General features: G+C 63.9%; 16 protein-coding genes and 1 pseudogene. 2 read left to right on the top strand and 15 right to left on the bottom strand.

Annotation, left to right across the window (positions count from 1 at the left end; genetic code table 11):
- Window positions 1-21: 21 nt before the first annotated feature.
- The 9 genes and pseudogenes from EAO80_RS02690 to EAO80_RS02650 form a co-directional block, all read right to left on the bottom strand.
- Window positions 22-591, bottom strand: coding sequence for a DoxX family membrane protein (locus EAO80_RS02690; protein WP_245998411.1), 570 nt, complete (start codon window positions 589-591; stop codon window positions 22-24).
- Between the two features lie 111 nt (window positions 592-702).
- Window positions 703-1,446, bottom strand: a complete 744-nt coding sequence (locus EAO80_RS02685; RefSeq protein ID WP_122088397.1) for a beta-ketoacyl-ACP reductase — start codon at window positions 1,444-1,446, stop codon at window positions 703-705.
- Window positions 1,447-1,552: 106 nt separating this feature from the next.
- Window positions 1,553-2,986: a class III poly(R)-hydroxyalkanoic acid synthase subunit PhaC gene (phaC, locus tag EAO80_RS02680; protein ID WP_122088396.1), complete on the bottom strand. Its 1,434-nt coding sequence runs from the start codon at window positions 2,984-2,986 to the stop codon at window positions 1,553-1,555.
- Window positions 2,983-3,537 carry a poly(R)-hydroxyalkanoic acid synthase subunit PhaE gene (locus EAO80_RS02675; RefSeq protein WP_122088395.1) on the bottom strand — a complete coding sequence of 185 codons (555 nt, stop codon included), beginning with the start codon at window positions 3,535-3,537 and terminating at the stop codon, window positions 2,983-2,985. Before EAO80_RS02675 ends, phaC begins: the two co-directional genes overlap by 4 nt.
- Before the next feature lie 57 nt (window positions 3,538-3,594).
- Window positions 3,595-4,059 (bottom strand): hypothetical protein, encoded by a 465-nt coding sequence (locus EAO80_RS02670; RefSeq protein WP_122088394.1) that lies wholly within the window; start codon window positions 4,057-4,059, stop codon window positions 3,595-3,597.
- A complete protein-coding gene (locus EAO80_RS02665) occupies window positions 4,052-4,381 on the bottom strand; it encodes an AbrB/MazE/SpoVT family DNA-binding domain-containing protein (protein WP_122088393.1) in 330 nt (109 codons plus the stop codon). The genes EAO80_RS02670 and EAO80_RS02665 overlap by 8 nt, the downstream gene beginning before the upstream one ends.
- Before the next feature lie 180 nt (window positions 4,382-4,561).
- Window positions 4,562-4,834, bottom strand: coding sequence for a hypothetical protein (locus tag EAO80_RS02660; RefSeq protein ID WP_122088392.1), 273 nt, complete (start codon window positions 4,832-4,834; stop codon window positions 4,562-4,564).
- 26 nt (window positions 4,835-4,860) lie between these two features.
- A pseudogene (locus EAO80_RS20720) lies at window positions 4,861-4,968 on the bottom strand (2Fe-2S iron-sulfur cluster-binding protein); the annotation flags it as partial.
- Between the two features lie 54 nt (window positions 4,969-5,022).
- Window positions 5,023-6,066, bottom strand: coding sequence for an ABC transporter ATP-binding protein (locus tag EAO80_RS02650; RefSeq protein ID WP_122088391.1), 1,044 nt, complete (start codon window positions 6,064-6,066; stop codon window positions 5,023-5,025).
- 139 nt (window positions 6,067-6,205) lie between these two features.
- Between EAO80_RS02650 and EAO80_RS02645 the strand changes: the two genes are divergently transcribed.
- Both EAO80_RS02645 and EAO80_RS02640 read left to right on the top strand, forming a co-directional pair.
- Window positions 6,206-7,258, top strand: coding sequence for a zinc-dependent alcohol dehydrogenase family protein (locus tag EAO80_RS02645; RefSeq protein WP_122088390.1), 1,053 nt, complete (start codon window positions 6,206-6,208; stop codon window positions 7,256-7,258).
- Window positions 7,259-7,376: 118 nt separating this feature from the next.
- Window positions 7,377-7,790 (top strand): helix-turn-helix domain-containing protein, encoded by a 414-nt coding sequence (locus tag EAO80_RS02640; RefSeq protein ID WP_122088430.1) that lies wholly within the window; start codon window positions 7,377-7,379, stop codon window positions 7,788-7,790.
- Window positions 7,791-7,805: 15 nt separating this feature from the next.
- On the opposite strand, the gene EAO80_RS02635 is transcribed toward EAO80_RS02640, so the two are convergent.
- The 6 genes from EAO80_RS02635 to EAO80_RS02610 all read right to left on the bottom strand — a co-directional run bounded on the left by EAO80_RS02635 (window position 7,806) and on the right by EAO80_RS02610 (window position 14,166).
- Window positions 7,806-9,680: an archaea-specific SMC-related protein gene (locus EAO80_RS02635; RefSeq protein WP_122088389.1), complete on the bottom strand. Its 1,875-nt coding sequence runs from the start codon at window positions 9,678-9,680 to the stop codon at window positions 7,806-7,808.
- A gap of 75 nt (window positions 9,681-9,755) precedes the next feature.
- Window positions 9,756-10,373 carry a rod-determining factor RdfA gene (gene rdfA / locus EAO80_RS02630; protein ID WP_122088429.1) on the bottom strand — a complete coding sequence of 206 codons (618 nt, stop codon included), beginning with the start codon at window positions 10,371-10,373 and terminating at the stop codon, window positions 9,756-9,758.
- Window positions 10,374-10,448: 75 nt separating this feature from the next.
- Window positions 10,449-11,603, bottom strand: a complete 1,155-nt coding sequence (gene dgoD / locus EAO80_RS02625; RefSeq protein WP_122088388.1) for a galactonate dehydratase — start codon at window positions 11,601-11,603, stop codon at window positions 10,449-10,451.
- A 125-nt stretch (window positions 11,604-11,728) separates the two neighbouring features.
- Window positions 11,729-12,145: a VOC family protein gene (locus EAO80_RS02620; protein WP_122088387.1), complete on the bottom strand. Its 417-nt coding sequence runs from the start codon at window positions 12,143-12,145 to the stop codon at window positions 11,729-11,731.
- A 356-nt stretch (window positions 12,146-12,501) separates the two neighbouring features.
- Window positions 12,502-13,632 (bottom strand): N-methyl-L-tryptophan oxidase, encoded by a 1,131-nt coding sequence (solA, locus tag EAO80_RS02615; RefSeq protein ID WP_122088386.1) that lies wholly within the window; start codon window positions 13,630-13,632, stop codon window positions 12,502-12,504.
- An 87-nt stretch (window positions 13,633-13,719) separates the two neighbouring features.
- Window positions 13,720-14,166, bottom strand: coding sequence for a universal stress protein (locus EAO80_RS02610; RefSeq protein ID WP_122088385.1), 447 nt, complete (start codon window positions 14,164-14,166; stop codon window positions 13,720-13,722).
- Window positions 14,167-14,437 lie beyond the last annotated feature (271 nt).

Genomic DNA, 14,437 nt, shown 5'->3' with positions numbered 1-14,437 from the left:
GGCCGACCCGAACGTCCCCACTCAACCGAGCAGGTATCGCAGCCGAGGGTAGCGCTCGGCTACCGGCACCTCCTCCCGCTCGTAGCGGGCGATGATCGCGTCGAGTCCCCAGTAGCGCCCCGCGGCGAGCGCGCCGATCGCAACGAGGACCGCCAGGTAGACGAGCTCCGAGGTGACGAACCCGGTGAGGACCTCGTATGCGCCCGCGAGCTCCCAGTTGCCGAAGTAGAACGCCGCCATCTGGAGCGCCCCGAAGAACGCGGCCACCCTCACTAGTCCCCCGACCAGCAGGCCCAGCCCGATCAGGACCTGCCCCCACGGAACGGCGACGTTGATCAGGTCCATCAGCATCGGGTTCGCGGCCATCGCCCCGTAGAGCCCCGCCGTGGGGCTGGTCGGATCGACGTTCGCGAGGTAGCCCGCGGCGTCGAACGGCTCGCCGGTCAGCTTCCCGATGCCGGCCGTCAGGAAGATCCAGCCCATCAGGAGGCGGAGGCCGACGGCGACACCGGCGATCCGCGAGCGGATGCCCTCAGTCGGCACGTTTTCGAACTCCGTCGTGGTTCCGGTTGTGGTTTCCATCGTGCTCATCTCACATGTGATCGTTGGACGAGACGCCGAATACATCCCGGCGACAGTTCCCAGTTGGTGGGAACTATCCCTAGTATCCACGAGGATCGACACGAACGGAACGAGGGCGACTTACAGGTCCATGCCGCCGTTGACGTCGAGCACCTCGCCGGTGATGTAGGAGGCCTTGGGACTCGCGACGAACGCAACGGTGCAAGCGATCTCCTCGATGGTCGCGAAGCGGCCGAGCGGGATCTCCGATTTGATCTTCTCGCGTACTTGTTGTGGGATCCCCTCGATCATCTCGGTCTCGGTGAACCCGGGGGCGACACAGTTGGCCGTCGATCCGCTGTCGGCGAGTTCGAGCGCAAGCGTTCGTGTGAGCCCGAACATCCCGCTCTTGGCGGCGGCGTAGTTCGCCTGTCCGAGGTTCCCTTGTTTGCCAACGATCGAGGAGATGTTGATCAGTCGTCCCTCCTCGGCGGCGGCGATGTCGTCGAAGAACTCCTTGGTGCAGACGAATGCGCCCGTGAGGTCCACGTCGATGACGCGATCCCACTCGGCGCGCGTCATCTCCGAGAAGAGGGTGTCGACGTTGATCCCGGCGTTGTTGACGAGGATGTCCACGGGACCGAACGCGTCGGTGATCTCCTCGTGCATCGCCGCGACCTCCGCCTCCTCGGTGACGTCGGCTTGGGTCGCCATCGCCGACCCACCCGTCGTGTTGATTCCGTCGACGACCTCCTCCGCCGCGGCCGATGAGGCCCGATAGTTGATGGCGACGTTCGCGCCCTCGTTTGCGAGTTCCCCTGCGATTCCGCGACCGATACCCCGTGACGAGCCTGTGACCAGGCAGGTGCGACCTTCGAGTTCCATAGTGAATCCGGAGTCGGATGCCCCGCTCCGAAATGAGATATGCTACCGTGCCACCCTAAGTGTTGTCCCGAGAGATCGATATCGTGGGCGCGACCCTGGATGCGACTCAGTTTTCGACGCTATCGCTCGCCTCGGCCACCCAGTCCTCGACCAGGTTGGTCGAGGTGACATCGAGTTCGTCGGCGAGTTCGCCGGGATCCGACCCGGCGAGAGCCTCGACGTTCGGAACGCCGGCGTCTTCGAGACGCCCGGCGAACGTGGGACCGATGCCGGAGATCGTCTGGAGGTCGGTCCCCTCCATTGGTTCTCTCCCGGAGCTTTCCCGGTCGACAGTGGCGTCTTCCTCGGTGCCCGTCTCGTCGCCCGCGACGTCTTCCGCGAGCGCGGCGTCGGACTCTTCGGGCTCGGTGATCGGCTCGGCCTCCGCTCCCTCGTCTGGCTCGTCGTCCTCGGCCGTCGAGCGCTCGGCGTACCACTCACAGACGCTCGGCCAGAGCTCGGCGTGGGACCGCGAGGAGACGGAGAGGCCGATGTGACCCGTCGGGAACTCCATCGTGGTCGTGTCCTCGCTCGCGACCAGATCGTTGAACGGTTTGCTCGCCTCCGGCGGGATCAGATGGTCGTACTCGCCCATGATCTGAAGCAGGGGCATGTCGATCTCCGAGAGGTCGATGTGCTTCTCGCCCAGATACAGCTCGTTTTCGGCGAGCTTGTTCTCCTGGTAGATGTCGGTGAGGAACTGCTCGTAGGCAGCGCCCGCGACGTCGATACCGTCGCCGATCCACTGCTCCATGCGCGCGAAGTTCTCGACGAACTCCTCGTCCTCGATGTTGTCGTAGAGCTGGACGTACTTCGTGAGGAAGTTCTGGACGGGGTCCATGGTCGCGAAGCCGATGTCGAGGAAGTCCGCGGGGACGTTCCCGAAGGCGTCGGTGACGGCCTCGGGCGAGTAGTACTCCTCGTCGCCCCACTGTTCGAGGACGCCGCCGGTCCCCGTAAAGCAGAGGCCCGCGGCCATCAGTCCGAGGTTCCGGACCTTCTCGGGGTGGAGCGCGGCGTACATCACGCTCATCGTTCCGCCCATGCAGTACCCCAGGAGATTGATCGAGTCCTGCCCCGAGCGCTCGCGCACCACGTCGACGCAGTTGTCGGTGTAGCGCTCGACGTAGTCCTCAAGCGTGAGGGAGGCGTCCATCGTCGATGGCTCGTTCCAGTCGATCATGTAGACGTCGAACCCGTTCTCGAGCAGAGTTCGAATGACGCTGCGATCGGGCTGGAGGTCGAGGATGTACGGCTTGTTGATCAGCGCGTAGACGATGAGGATTGGGACGTCGTGCTGCTCGTCGGTCTGGGACTCGTAATGCAGCAGTTCGAGTTTGTTCTCCTCGTAGACGACCTCGCTTGGGGTCTGGCCGACGTCGACCTCGGCCATCCGTTCGAGCTGTTCGGGCGCGTCGACGCTCTTTTCGAGCGTTTCGGTCGCCTGCTCCCAGCTTTGGCGATAGAGGTCGAACCCCATGGTAAACGGGTTCGAGGTCATTCCTCGTCCTCGCCTTCGAGGTGCTCGATGACCGTATCGAGTTTGTTCTCGACGGCGTGCTGGCGGCGCTCGAGTTCGATCAGGCGCTCGCCGACCTCCTGAACGTCGTTCTTAGTGGCAAATCCGAGGTTATGCAGTGTCTCGTCGGCCATCTCGTCGACCTCCTGGCGGTAGTCGAGGGCTTCCTCGACGGTCTTACCGGTCACGGCAGCAAAAGCCGTCGTGTCGGTGATGTCCTTGAACGCCTCGTTGGCGGCGCTGAGCCAGATGTCGCGGAACTCCTCGGGGCGGACCTCTTCGCCCGATGCGAGGTCCATCGAGCGCTCGTAGGCCTGTTGGGAGGCCTCCATCCACGTCGTGTACGCGTTCGCGTATCCCTCGGCACCGTCCTCGAACTGCTTGGGGTCGGTCGCCTCCTCGACGGCGTCGACCCACGATTCGACGAACGACGCCTGGGCCTCGACGTTCTGTTCGAGCGCCTGGGCGAACTGCTGGTTCATCGTCTGCATGAATTCGTTCCACTGTTCGGGGTCGGCCATCGGTGAGGTCATCTCTGGCATGGGTTATAGTATCGGGGGTCGCTCTCAAAAAGCTGTGTTCGTGTTCGCTTACTGCTCGACCGCGTCCTCGGTGGACTCGATCGCGATCTCGCTCTGTTCTTCGGCCTGCTCGCTGGCTTCGACGGCCATCTCCGTCGAATCGTCGGCGATCGTCTCGAGTTGCTCGACGAGCTGCTCGTAGGCCGCCGCGTTCTCCTCGGAGAGCTGCTCGACGGTGTCCCACGACTGCTCGTGGAGGTCGAGGAGGACGTCGAACTGCTCGTCGACGGCCTCGTGGACCTCCTGAACGCCCGCCTCGCCGCCGGCGTCCTCGATCGCCTCAAAGTAGGCATCGACCGCGCGCTGGGTCGCCTCGACCCCGCGGCGCTGGGTCGACTCCTGGGTGTCGAAGGTGCCCCGGAACGCCTCGAAGGCGTCGTGCTGGAGCTTCAGGTTCTGTTTGAACAGCTCGTTGCTCTGGTTGATCATCGTGCGCTGTGCGTCGAACATCGGGGTCATAAGTGTGTCAGTCATCGTTGGTCTCCGTATTGGTATTGAGGGGGATGACGATCGTTTGAACGATGTCGCCCTCGTCGATTCCGAGCGCCTCTCGTTCCGCGTCGGGAATACTGATCCGGCCACCGCTCTGGACACGGGTCTTGAACGTCGCCGCCCCCATGCTCATCGCCGAGAGCTGGGACAGCCCGCCCATCCCCGACGAACCGGTCGGATTCATTCCCGACATCCACTGTGTGAACAGCTCCTGTTGCCGTTCGACAGCCTCTTCGCCGGCTTCCTGCATCTGATTCGCGAACATCGCAGGCGGCCACAACGTCTCATCGGCGTCGTTCGTCATCTACTCGGGAGAAAGGCGGCCACCGACATAAGGGTTGCCCTTGAAAACCACTCAGAACCATCAGATGGTTCCAATACCCAAATATCTAGAGAAACGACTGTTTTTTAGGAGTACCTAAAAAATCACCGCCGCCTTGTGGCCGTTTCGTTTTAGTGGCCGTCAGCCGGAAATTTCATATTTTTAGGTTAGCCTAATACAGAGACGGTACGATAGGTAGACGACGACATCGTCGGAACACCTCTCCAGAGGAGGTGGTGCGACCGGCTTTATAGGTTCGCTCCGGAGGACGACTAGACGAGAGTCGCCGGTCAGGTAATCGACCATCTGTCCCCCGGGCCGACGGTCCGGTACCTGATCGAACTCGAAAACGACGACGTCGGCGAGGCAATGCACACCCACGCCGAGCAGGTATCGCTCGATACGCCCGCTACCGTCGATTCCGCCGCCACCCACGCGCTATCGTGGTGTCCGCTTGAGGTCTACGTATCGACCTTTTGTCCCCAGAACCCGCCGTGTTTTTCCACCTCAGCGTCACCTTCGACGCGCGTCTGACAGGCGAGTCCGAGCCCCGAGTCGAAATCGTGGGGCCACTTGATCACTGGAATGAATGATAGTATCGCTCGCACGGACAAAACGGTTTCTCAGCGCGTTTCGATGGCGTGGACGTCCTCAGGATCGAATCCGACCGTCAGCGTCTCCGAGTGGGGGACGTCCGAGGTACGAACGACGAGTTCCCGTCCGAGCCAGCGACAGTGGACCCGCACCGACTCGCCGAGGAACTCCCAGCTCTCGACGGCGACGTCGAGCCGGTTTTCGCCCCCGTCCATCGAGAACGCCTCCGGGCGAACACAGCACAGTACGCTCTCAGCGGCGGTTTCGAGCGGGGGACCGGTGATAGATTCGCCCTCGATTTCGAGGCGAGTGGATTCAGCCCCGCTTTCGCGCACGCGCGCATCGAAAACGTTGTTCTCGCCGATGAAGCTGGCGACGAACGGGGTAGTCGGATTCCGGTAGATCCCCCGGGGAGTGTCGATCTGTTCGACGCGACCGTCGCGCAACACCGCGATCCGGTCGCTGATCGCGAGTGCCTCGGCCTGATCGTGGGTGACGTACACCGTCGTGACGCCGAGGTCGGACTGGATTCGCCTGATCTGCGCCCTGAGATCGGTTCGCAACCGCGCGTCGAGTGCGCTCAGTGGCTCGTCGAGCAGGAGGAGGCGCGGACCCGGAGCCAGCGCACGCGCGAGCGCGACGCGCTGCTGTTGGCCGCCCGAGAGCTGTTCGGGATCCCGCCCGCCCATCCCGCCGAGATCGACGAGGTCGAGCAGCTCTTCGACCCGCTGTTCCGAGCCGCCGCCGGGCGGATCACGAAACCGGAGTCCGTAGGCGACGTTTTCGGCCACGCTCATATGGGGGAACAGCGCGTAGTTCTGGAAGACGATCCCGATATCGCGCTCTTCGGGCGGTACGCCGTCCATCGTTTCCCGGCCGAACGAAACCGTTCCCTCGGTCGGTGCTTCGAACCCCGCGATCGTACGTAGGATCGTCGTCTTCCCACAGCCCGACGGTCCCAGCAGGGTGAAGAACTCGCCGTCCTCGATGTCGAGCGAGAGATCCGACACCGCGTCGACACCGCCGTCACCCCCGTAGCGCTTCGAGAGGCCGTCGAGCCGGATCCCGCCCACGCTATCGATCCCCCCGTTCCGTCCGTGTCGACTGGCGCTCGCGGTTCACACATCGACCTACCGCCCGTCGGGTCAAATCACCGTCGGGTTCGCCCGGGAAACCCGAGGGACCTTGTCGATCCGTCGCGTGGGTGAACCCATGCGAGCAGTCGTCCTCGAATCACACGGTGCACCGCTCGAACTCACCGAGGTCCCCGAACCCGACTGCCCCGACGACGGTGTGATCGTCGCGGTCGAGGCCTGCGGGATCTGTCGGTCGGACTGGCACGCCTGGAAGGGCCACGGCGAGTGGGTCGACGACGTTCCCCCTGAGGGCCAGATCCTCGGACACGAACCCGCCGGTCGGGTGATCGAGGCGGGCGAGCGCGTCGAAACCCTGAGCGAGGGGGATCGGGTAGCGGTCCCCTTCAGCCTCGGCGACGGCACCTGTCGGCGGTGTCGAAACGGCCACGGCAACGTTTGTGAGGACGGTATTGCCCTGGGGTTCGAACCGGCCGGCCAGGGCGCGTTCGCCGACCGGGTCGCGGTGCCCGCCGCCGACTACAACCTCACCGAACTCCCCGACGACCTCGAGGCGACCGCCGCGGCCGCACTCGGCTGTCGGTACATGACGGCCTATCACGGCCTGGCCCACCGCGCGGAGCTCACGCCCGGCGACTGGGTCGCGGTCCACGGCTGTGGCGGCGTCGGGCTCTCGGCCGTGCAGATCGCGGGCGCGCTCGGCGCACGCGTGATCGCCGTCGACATCCGGGAGGAAGCTTTGGAGAAAGCGCTCGAACTCGGCGCCCACGAAACCGTCGCGGGCGACGGGAACGTCCCCGCGAGGATCCGTGAGCGAACCGACGGTGGCGCGGCGGTCTCGGTCGACGCACTGGGGATCGCAGAAACCTGCCGGAACTCGGTGGACTGTCTCGGCGGTCTGGGCCAGCACCTCCAAATGGGACTCTCCACGGCCGCGGAACGCGGGGAGGTTTCCCTCCCCACAGACTCGATGGTCGGCCGCGAGATAGACTTCCTCGGGTCGAGGGGGATGCCGCCGACGCGCTACGACGAACTCCTCTCGTTCGTCGCGAGCGGAGCGATCGACCCCGCGCAACTCGTCACGCGAACCGTCGCTTTGGAGGCGGTACCCGAGCGTATCGAAGCGATGGACGAGTTTACGACCACCGGAATCGAGGTCTGTGAACTGTAGGCGTTCTCCGGAACTTAATATATCAGCATAGACTTTATTTAGTATGTGTTTAATCACCACATCATTTGTCCGTGAACGATCCGTCAAACATAACTAATTGTACAACCGACTCGAGCCGATGGCGAAACTCGAATCGATCACGGGGGACGAACTCCGCACCGCGCTGGCCGCGACGACGGACCACAAAGCAGTTCAACGGCTGATGATCGCGCTCGCTTACACTGATGGTCGGTCCGTCGGGCATCTGAGCCGCCTGTACGGCGTTCCGCAGTCGACGATCTACTACTGGCTCGACCGCTTCGATGAGAGGGGGCTTGAGGAAGCCCTGGAGGACGAACCGCGTTCCGGCCGGCCGCGAAAACTCGGCGACGAGGAGCGCGATGCACTCGCCGAAACGTTCGAAGCGCCGCCGGAGGAGGCCGGTTACGAGTCGTCATCGTGGTCGACCGAGCTAGTCAGGGAGCACATTCGACACGAGTACGGTGTCGAGTATTCCTTGGGGCATGTCCGTCGGCTCCTTCGGGAGCTGTAATTACAATTATTTCTACTAGATCTCGGTGATCCGCGGGTAGTCCTCGTCGAGTGCGCTCGCGTCCTCGGGCAGGAGCGCGACGACGATATACGAGGCGTACTGCTCCAAGTACTCGACGAGCGCGGCGATGCGCTCGGAGTCGAGCGCTTCGAGCGAATCGAGCAACATGAAGGGGACCTGTTCGTGGACGTCGTGGACGAGATAGCCCGCGAGCGCGACGATGAGACCCGTCACCTCGCGTTCGCTCTCGCTGAGGTGGGCAATCGAGTCCTCGTAGGTCGTACCCGAATCGGTGCTTCGGGTGACGTGTAGATCGAAGGTCGCCTCGTCGCCGGTTGCGAGGCGCTCGATCCAGATCCGTTCGAGGTTGGCGTACTCGAGGAGGTCGAGAACGGTCTCCATCTGCTCGTTGAACGCCCCGATCGCCTCGCGTTCGAGACGCTCGATCCGGGTTCGCTGGTTCTCGAGCTCCGCGTTGATCTCCTCGCGGCGCTCCTCGCGCTCCGATTTCTCCTCCAGTCGATCGTCGATTTCCTCGATGTCCTCTTCGATGGCCGCGAGTTCGCGCTCGAGGCGATCGCGTTCGAGCTCGTGTTTCGTGACGGCTTTCTGGGCGTCGAGGGTCTCGTCCTCGTCGGCTTCGATCTCGGATTCGAGCTCCTCAACCGTCTCCAGTAGCGACTCGCGTTCGGTCTCGAGTTCAGTGATCCGGTCGCGGCGCTCATCGAGTTCGGTTTCGAGATCGGAAAGCCTCCGGTCGAGTCGGTCGCGCTCCTCGCGGCGCTGCCGGTACCGGTCGCGTTCGTCTGTCAGCTCTTCGAGTTGTGAGGCGACCTCGTTACGTCGTTCGACCTTCTCGCGGCGCAGGTCACGTAGGCTCGACAGCGTCTCCTCGATGCGGTCGGTCTCGACCGTGCTGCCGCAGGTCCAGCAGGTCACCTCGCGGTCGGTGAGCAGCTGGTCGGTGAGGTCGTCCTCGCCGCCGAGCAGCTCGGGATACTCCGCATCGACCATGTCCTCGTTGAACTGGACCACCGTCTGGAGTTGGGAGACGGTCTCGTCGAGCTCGCGCTTTCGCCCCCTGAGGCGCTCGATCTCGCTTGCGAGATCGTCGGCGTCGTCCGCGTCCAGTTCGATCCCCGAGCGCTCCTCGCGAAGCTCCCCGCGCTCGTCCTCAAGCGACTCAACGCTCGCACGCTCGGTGTCGAGGTCGTAGGTCACGTCCTCGAGAGTCGATTGGGTCTCCCGAAGCCGGTCGAACTGTTCGGAGCCCGATTCCACGGGGCCCTCCTCGGAGAGCGCCTCGCGAGCCTCCGCTAACTGTTCTTCGACCGATTCGAGGTCGTGTTCGAGGCGCGCGCGCTCCTCGACGAGCTCCCCCCGTTCGCGCTCGGCCGCCGAGAGCGCCGAGAGCTCCTCGTCCATCTCGCGTTTTTCGGCCTGTAGGCGTTCGATGGTCGCCTCGATCTCGTCGACGTCGATCGGACGGAGGATGAGTTCGCGTAGATCGTCGTCGCGGACGACCGCCCGTCGGGCATCGTTCGATTCGAGCAGGAAGGCGAACAGATCCGCGATCTGGGGCCGGTCGAGATACGGCTCGCCACCGAAGGCCACCGTCCCGTTGTTCCTGACGAGGGTCCGCGTGTAGGTCCGGTCGCCGACGTACATCTCGACGCGGCCGCGTTCCGCATCCCCCTTCAACGAGGCGCGCTCGCTCCCGAGAGCTGCCATGATCGCCTGGAGAAACGAGGTCCTGTTCGTCGCGTTGCGCCCCGCGAGCGCAGTCACGCCGGGGCCGAACTCGACGCTCGTCGCGTCGATCCCGCCGATCTTCTCGGCCCGTATGGTGACCGACTCGTCCGACTGATCCGAATCGTCTGCCAAAGCCATGGTAACGTAACCCGTTCCCACCGCATAAGCCTTCAGATGTCCGCATCGAGGTCTGACAGCAGTATTCGTGTAATCTCACTCCCGGCAGGAACAGCCCCCCTCCTCCAGGAGCGTCGTCGCCGCACTCGTCCGCCCGCATTCGGCACAGGTCACCTGCACGTCGACGAAGACGTCCGATATCCCCGTCGAGAGCGCCTCGGTTGACGCGAGGCGCTTGAAGGAGTCCTCGGTAACGACGGTCGTGCGCGTGATCAGCGCCCCGATCTTATCGAGCTCGCGCTGACGGCGCTCCTCGGGCGTCGGCTCGACGCTCGAAGGGTGAGTCGCCTCGCGGTGTTGGGTCAAGTAGGTATAGATCGACTGGTGGGAGACGAAGTCCGATTCGACCTCCTCGATGGGCACCCCGGCGCGGTCGAGTTCGCGCCGGGTCTGCTCGCGCATTCCCGCGCTGACGTCGTCGTCCGTGAGCAGTCGGTACCGGTTTTCGACCTCGCCGTCCAGTGATCGCACCCCGGCCTCCGAGAGGGCGGCCTCGAGCACACGACGGTTGAACAGGTCCGCGAGCGCCCGCAGACTCGACTGCTCGCCGCGCTCGCCCGTCCAGCGCGCCTCAAGCTCCTCGCCGAATCCCTCAAGGCCGTACTCCTCGATCACCCGACCGACCTTACCCTGAGAACGTCCTTCGCTGGCCATCATGCACCGATTATCACCCCACGCCAATAAACGCACGGCTCGACCCACCAACGGCACGGATCGTCACCGGTCCGATCACCACTCCGCGACGCTGCCGTCATCGTGGCGCCAGACGGGGTTGTGCCAGTCGACGGTCGTCTCGGCTTGCTCCTCGACGTACTCCTCGTTGATGTCGATCCCCAACCCGGGCCCGGAGGGAACCTCGACGTAGCCTTGCTCGTACTCGAAGACGTCCGGATCCGCGAGGTAGTCGAGCACGTCGCCGCCCTTATTGTAGTGGATGTCGAGGCTCTGCTCCTGGATCAGCGCGTTCGGCGAGCAGGCGTCGACCTGGATACAGGAGGCCAGCGCGATCGGTCCCAGCGGGCAGTGGGGCGCGAGCGCGACGTCGTAGGCCTCGGCCATGTCCGCGATCTTCTTCACCTCGGTGATCCCGCCCGCGTGCGAGAGGTCCGGTTGGATGACGTCCACACTACCGGATTCGAAGACCTCCTTGAAATCCCAGCGCGAGAACATTCGTTCCCCTGTCGCGATCGGGATCGAGGTGTGGGCGGCAATAGCTGGAAGGGAATCGTTGTGCTCGGGGAGGACGGGCTCCTCGATGAACATCGGTTCGTAAGGTTCGAGCGCCTCGGCCAGTCGCTTGACCATCGGCTTGGTGACCCGCCCGTGGAAGTCCACGCCGATGTCGACCTCGGGGCCGACCGCCTCGCGGACCTCCGCGAGGCGGTCTTCGGCCTCGCGGACCGCGGCGGGCGTATCGACGCGCCGGAGTTCGCTGGTCGCGTTCATCTTCAGGCCGGTAAAGCCCTCGCTCACCTTCTCGGCGGCGGCCTCGCCGACCTCGCTCGGCCGGTCACCGCCGATCCACTGATAGACCCTGATGCGGTCGCGGGCGCGGCCGCCGAGCAGCTCGTACACCGGCGCGCCGAAGCGCTTGCCCTTGATGTCCCACAGCGCCTGATCGACGCCGGCGATGGCGCTCATTAGGACCGGCCCGCCCCGATAGAAGCCGCCCCGATACATCGCCTGCCAGTGGTCTTCGATCCGACTCGGGTCCTCGCCGAGGAGGTAGGTATCGAGCAGTTCCTCGACGGCCGCTCGGACCGTCTTCGCCCGCCCCTCGACGACGGGTTCGCCCCAGCCGACCAGCCCGTCGCTCGTTTCGAGGCGCAGAAACAGCCAGCGCGGCGGTACTTCGTACAGCTCGTAGTCCACGAGTTCCGTCATCGGAGCAGTGTTCTCGATTGGAGCGAATGAGTGCTTCGGTTGGTCCGGGAACCACCTCGGAGTACCGACGAGAAGCCGACTTTCCCGACGAATCCGGGGATCGACGCCGTCTAGCTCGCCCCCGGCTACGCCTCGAGGAGTTCGACGAGGGCCCCTTCAGGATCGCGGACGAACAGGATCCGGGTGCCGCTCTCGGTCGTCCGTGGCTCGCTCAGGCTCTCGACCTCCTCGGAGAGCGACTCGTAGAACTCGTCGAGATCCGGGACGGCGAGACCAACGTGTGTCGCACCGGGTTGGTTCACGTTCGAAGCGGCACGCTCCTCGCCCTCGGGTTCGTACTCGATCAGCTCGATCCGGGCCCCGTCGGCGTCGAGATGGACGAAGTTCCCGGTCGCCCCTTCGACGCCGACGGCCGCCCCGAACGCCTCGCCCGAGACGGTAAACCGGTCGACGACCTCGAGTCCGAGGACGTCCCGGTAGAACTCGACGGCCCGTTCGAGGTCTGCGACCGTCACGCCGACGTGGTGTGCAGACGGGGTCATCACCTCACCGTACGACCGGTCGGTACGACAGTTTTACGGTATCGTACTGGAGGGTTTGTCCCTTTGATAGCGAGTACCATCCGCGAAACGATCGAGGGACCCGGATCGGAAGGTGGAAGCCGGCGAAGTGAGTAGAGGCTACCCGTGTGGGAATCCATCCGTTCGGAGGGACAAGTACCGCCGGCAATCACAAAGCAACAACTACGCGGTACGATACGTAGTGATTCGGTAAATAGGTACTGACCGTATCGATCGGTCGCACGGGAACGATCGCGGCCTCCCTCCGAGCGGATCAATGTCGAGCGCTCAATAGATGGTCGTTTGGATGCCGAAGAACGGGCGAACAGGGAGCTCGATCAGTCGAAGCGGGCGAGCGAGAGGAAGTCGATCGGGTGGTCGGTCCGCCCGTCGCTGGCTAGATCAGCCAGCACCTCGCCGATGACGCTCGCGAACTTGTAACCGTGCCCCGAAAATCCGGCGCCGAAGACCACCTGTGGGTGCTCGGGATGCCGGTCGATGACGAAGTGCTCGTCCGGAGTGTTCGTGAACATGCAGGTCGCCAGCTGCATCGTCGGGCCCGTCCCCTGTGGGAAGTGGTTCTCCGCGAACTCCCGAAGGAGCCGCTCGTCCTCTGGCTCGGGCTGGCGGTTCATCTCGTCGGGATCGACGTCCTGCTCGCGGTGCATATACCGGCCGAACTTGAACCCGGGCACCTTGACGGTCGGTAGCCCGTAGAATCGACCCTCCTCGACCTGGAGGTTCCAGACCGGGAAGTTCTCCGGCATGAACTGCTTGGGTTTCTGGGGTTGGAGCCAGGCGAGCACCTGTCGCTGGGGGATCGCGAGCCCGTCGAGGGCCTCGACGTGTTTGGCGGCCCACGCGCCCGAGGCGATCACGAGGTTGTCGGCGGTGTACTCGCCACGGTCGGTCGTGACGCGTACCCCGTCGCCCTCCGGCCTCCAGTCGGTGGCGCGCTCGCGGGCCTGGATCCGCGCACCCTCATTTTGAGCCGCCATGACGTGAGCGACGATCGCTCTCTCAGAAAGGACGTAGCCGCCGTTCGGCTGGTAGACCGCCATGTGCTCGTCGGGGATGTCGTAGCCCGGATAGCGCTCGTTGACCTCCGCTCCGGTGAGTACCTCGTGGTCGATGTCGTACTCCTCGCAGGAACGAAGCGATCCCTCGAACAGGGGATCGTCCTCGGGAGCGGCGTCGATCGAACCGGTCTCGAACAGCAGCTGCTCGCCGTGGCGCGTCTGGATCTCGTCCCAGAGCTCGTAGGCCCGCCGGATCAGCGGGACGTACGAGGGGTGTTCGTAGTACGCCAGCCGGATAATCCTCGAAACGCCGTGTGAGGACCCCATCGCGTGGGGAATGTCGTAGCGTTCGAGTCCGAGGACGTCCCGCCCCCGCTTCGCGAGCTGGTAGCTGGTCGCACTGCCCATGCCGCCGACGCCGATGACGATGTCGTCGTAGTGATCGGTCATTCTGCTTCGTGTTCGTTCCGATAGAGCGTGAGCCGGACGATAACGTTTTGGTGGCATTCACCGGGCTACAGCCGAATGGGCCCGTATTTACGATCGTTTGACCTGTCCCGTTCGGAACGACGTGACCGGAACGGTCGCCCCACGAACGACCCGTTCGGTGATCGTTCCCAGAATCCCGCCGAACCGGCCGCGGTACCCCGACACCATGACGATCAGGTCCACCCCTTCCCTCTCGGCGTAGTTGATGATCCCCTCGTGTATCGATCCCTGCCTGATCGCGGTGACACACTCGACATCGGCCGCTGCGGCCATCTCGTGGACTTCTCCGGTGACATCCTCCCCGTATTCCCTGTACTCCTGTTTCATCTCGTCCTCGTCCCCGTAGATGTAGGGCGTCCGGGGGGCCCCCGGAAAGTCCATGACGTACAGCGCGTGGACTGTCGCGTCGAGTGCGGCCGCGAGTTCGATAGCGTGCTCGGCTGCTCGCTTGGATTTCCGTCCTCCGTCGGTTGGAACCAAAATCTCGTCGTACATCAGTACTGTTCCTAGTACGTATTATCGTTTCGTGCTCAGTAATAAGCGTTTCCCTCATCCCGCTCCGGAACTGTGAGAACACCCTCTCAACTGTCGGGTCAATGCCGAACCGTACTCGATTCGGAACGATCGTTCCGCCGTTCTCACGGTCCGAAGTGAGTAAGCTTTATACATGTTAACCGAAACTATCGCACATGGTGTGAGTGAGATATATGATAACACATATAGATCGTACGCAGGTGGGCCTATGGGACGATTCAGGGAATGAGCG

It is taken from the genome of Halalkalicoccus subterraneus (assembly GCF_003697815.1).
Classification (GTDB): Archaea; Halobacteriota; Halobacteria; order Halobacteriales; family Halalkalicoccaceae; genus Halalkalicoccus; species Halalkalicoccus subterraneus.
This window is presented reverse-complemented; position numbering and strand designations above follow the sequence as displayed.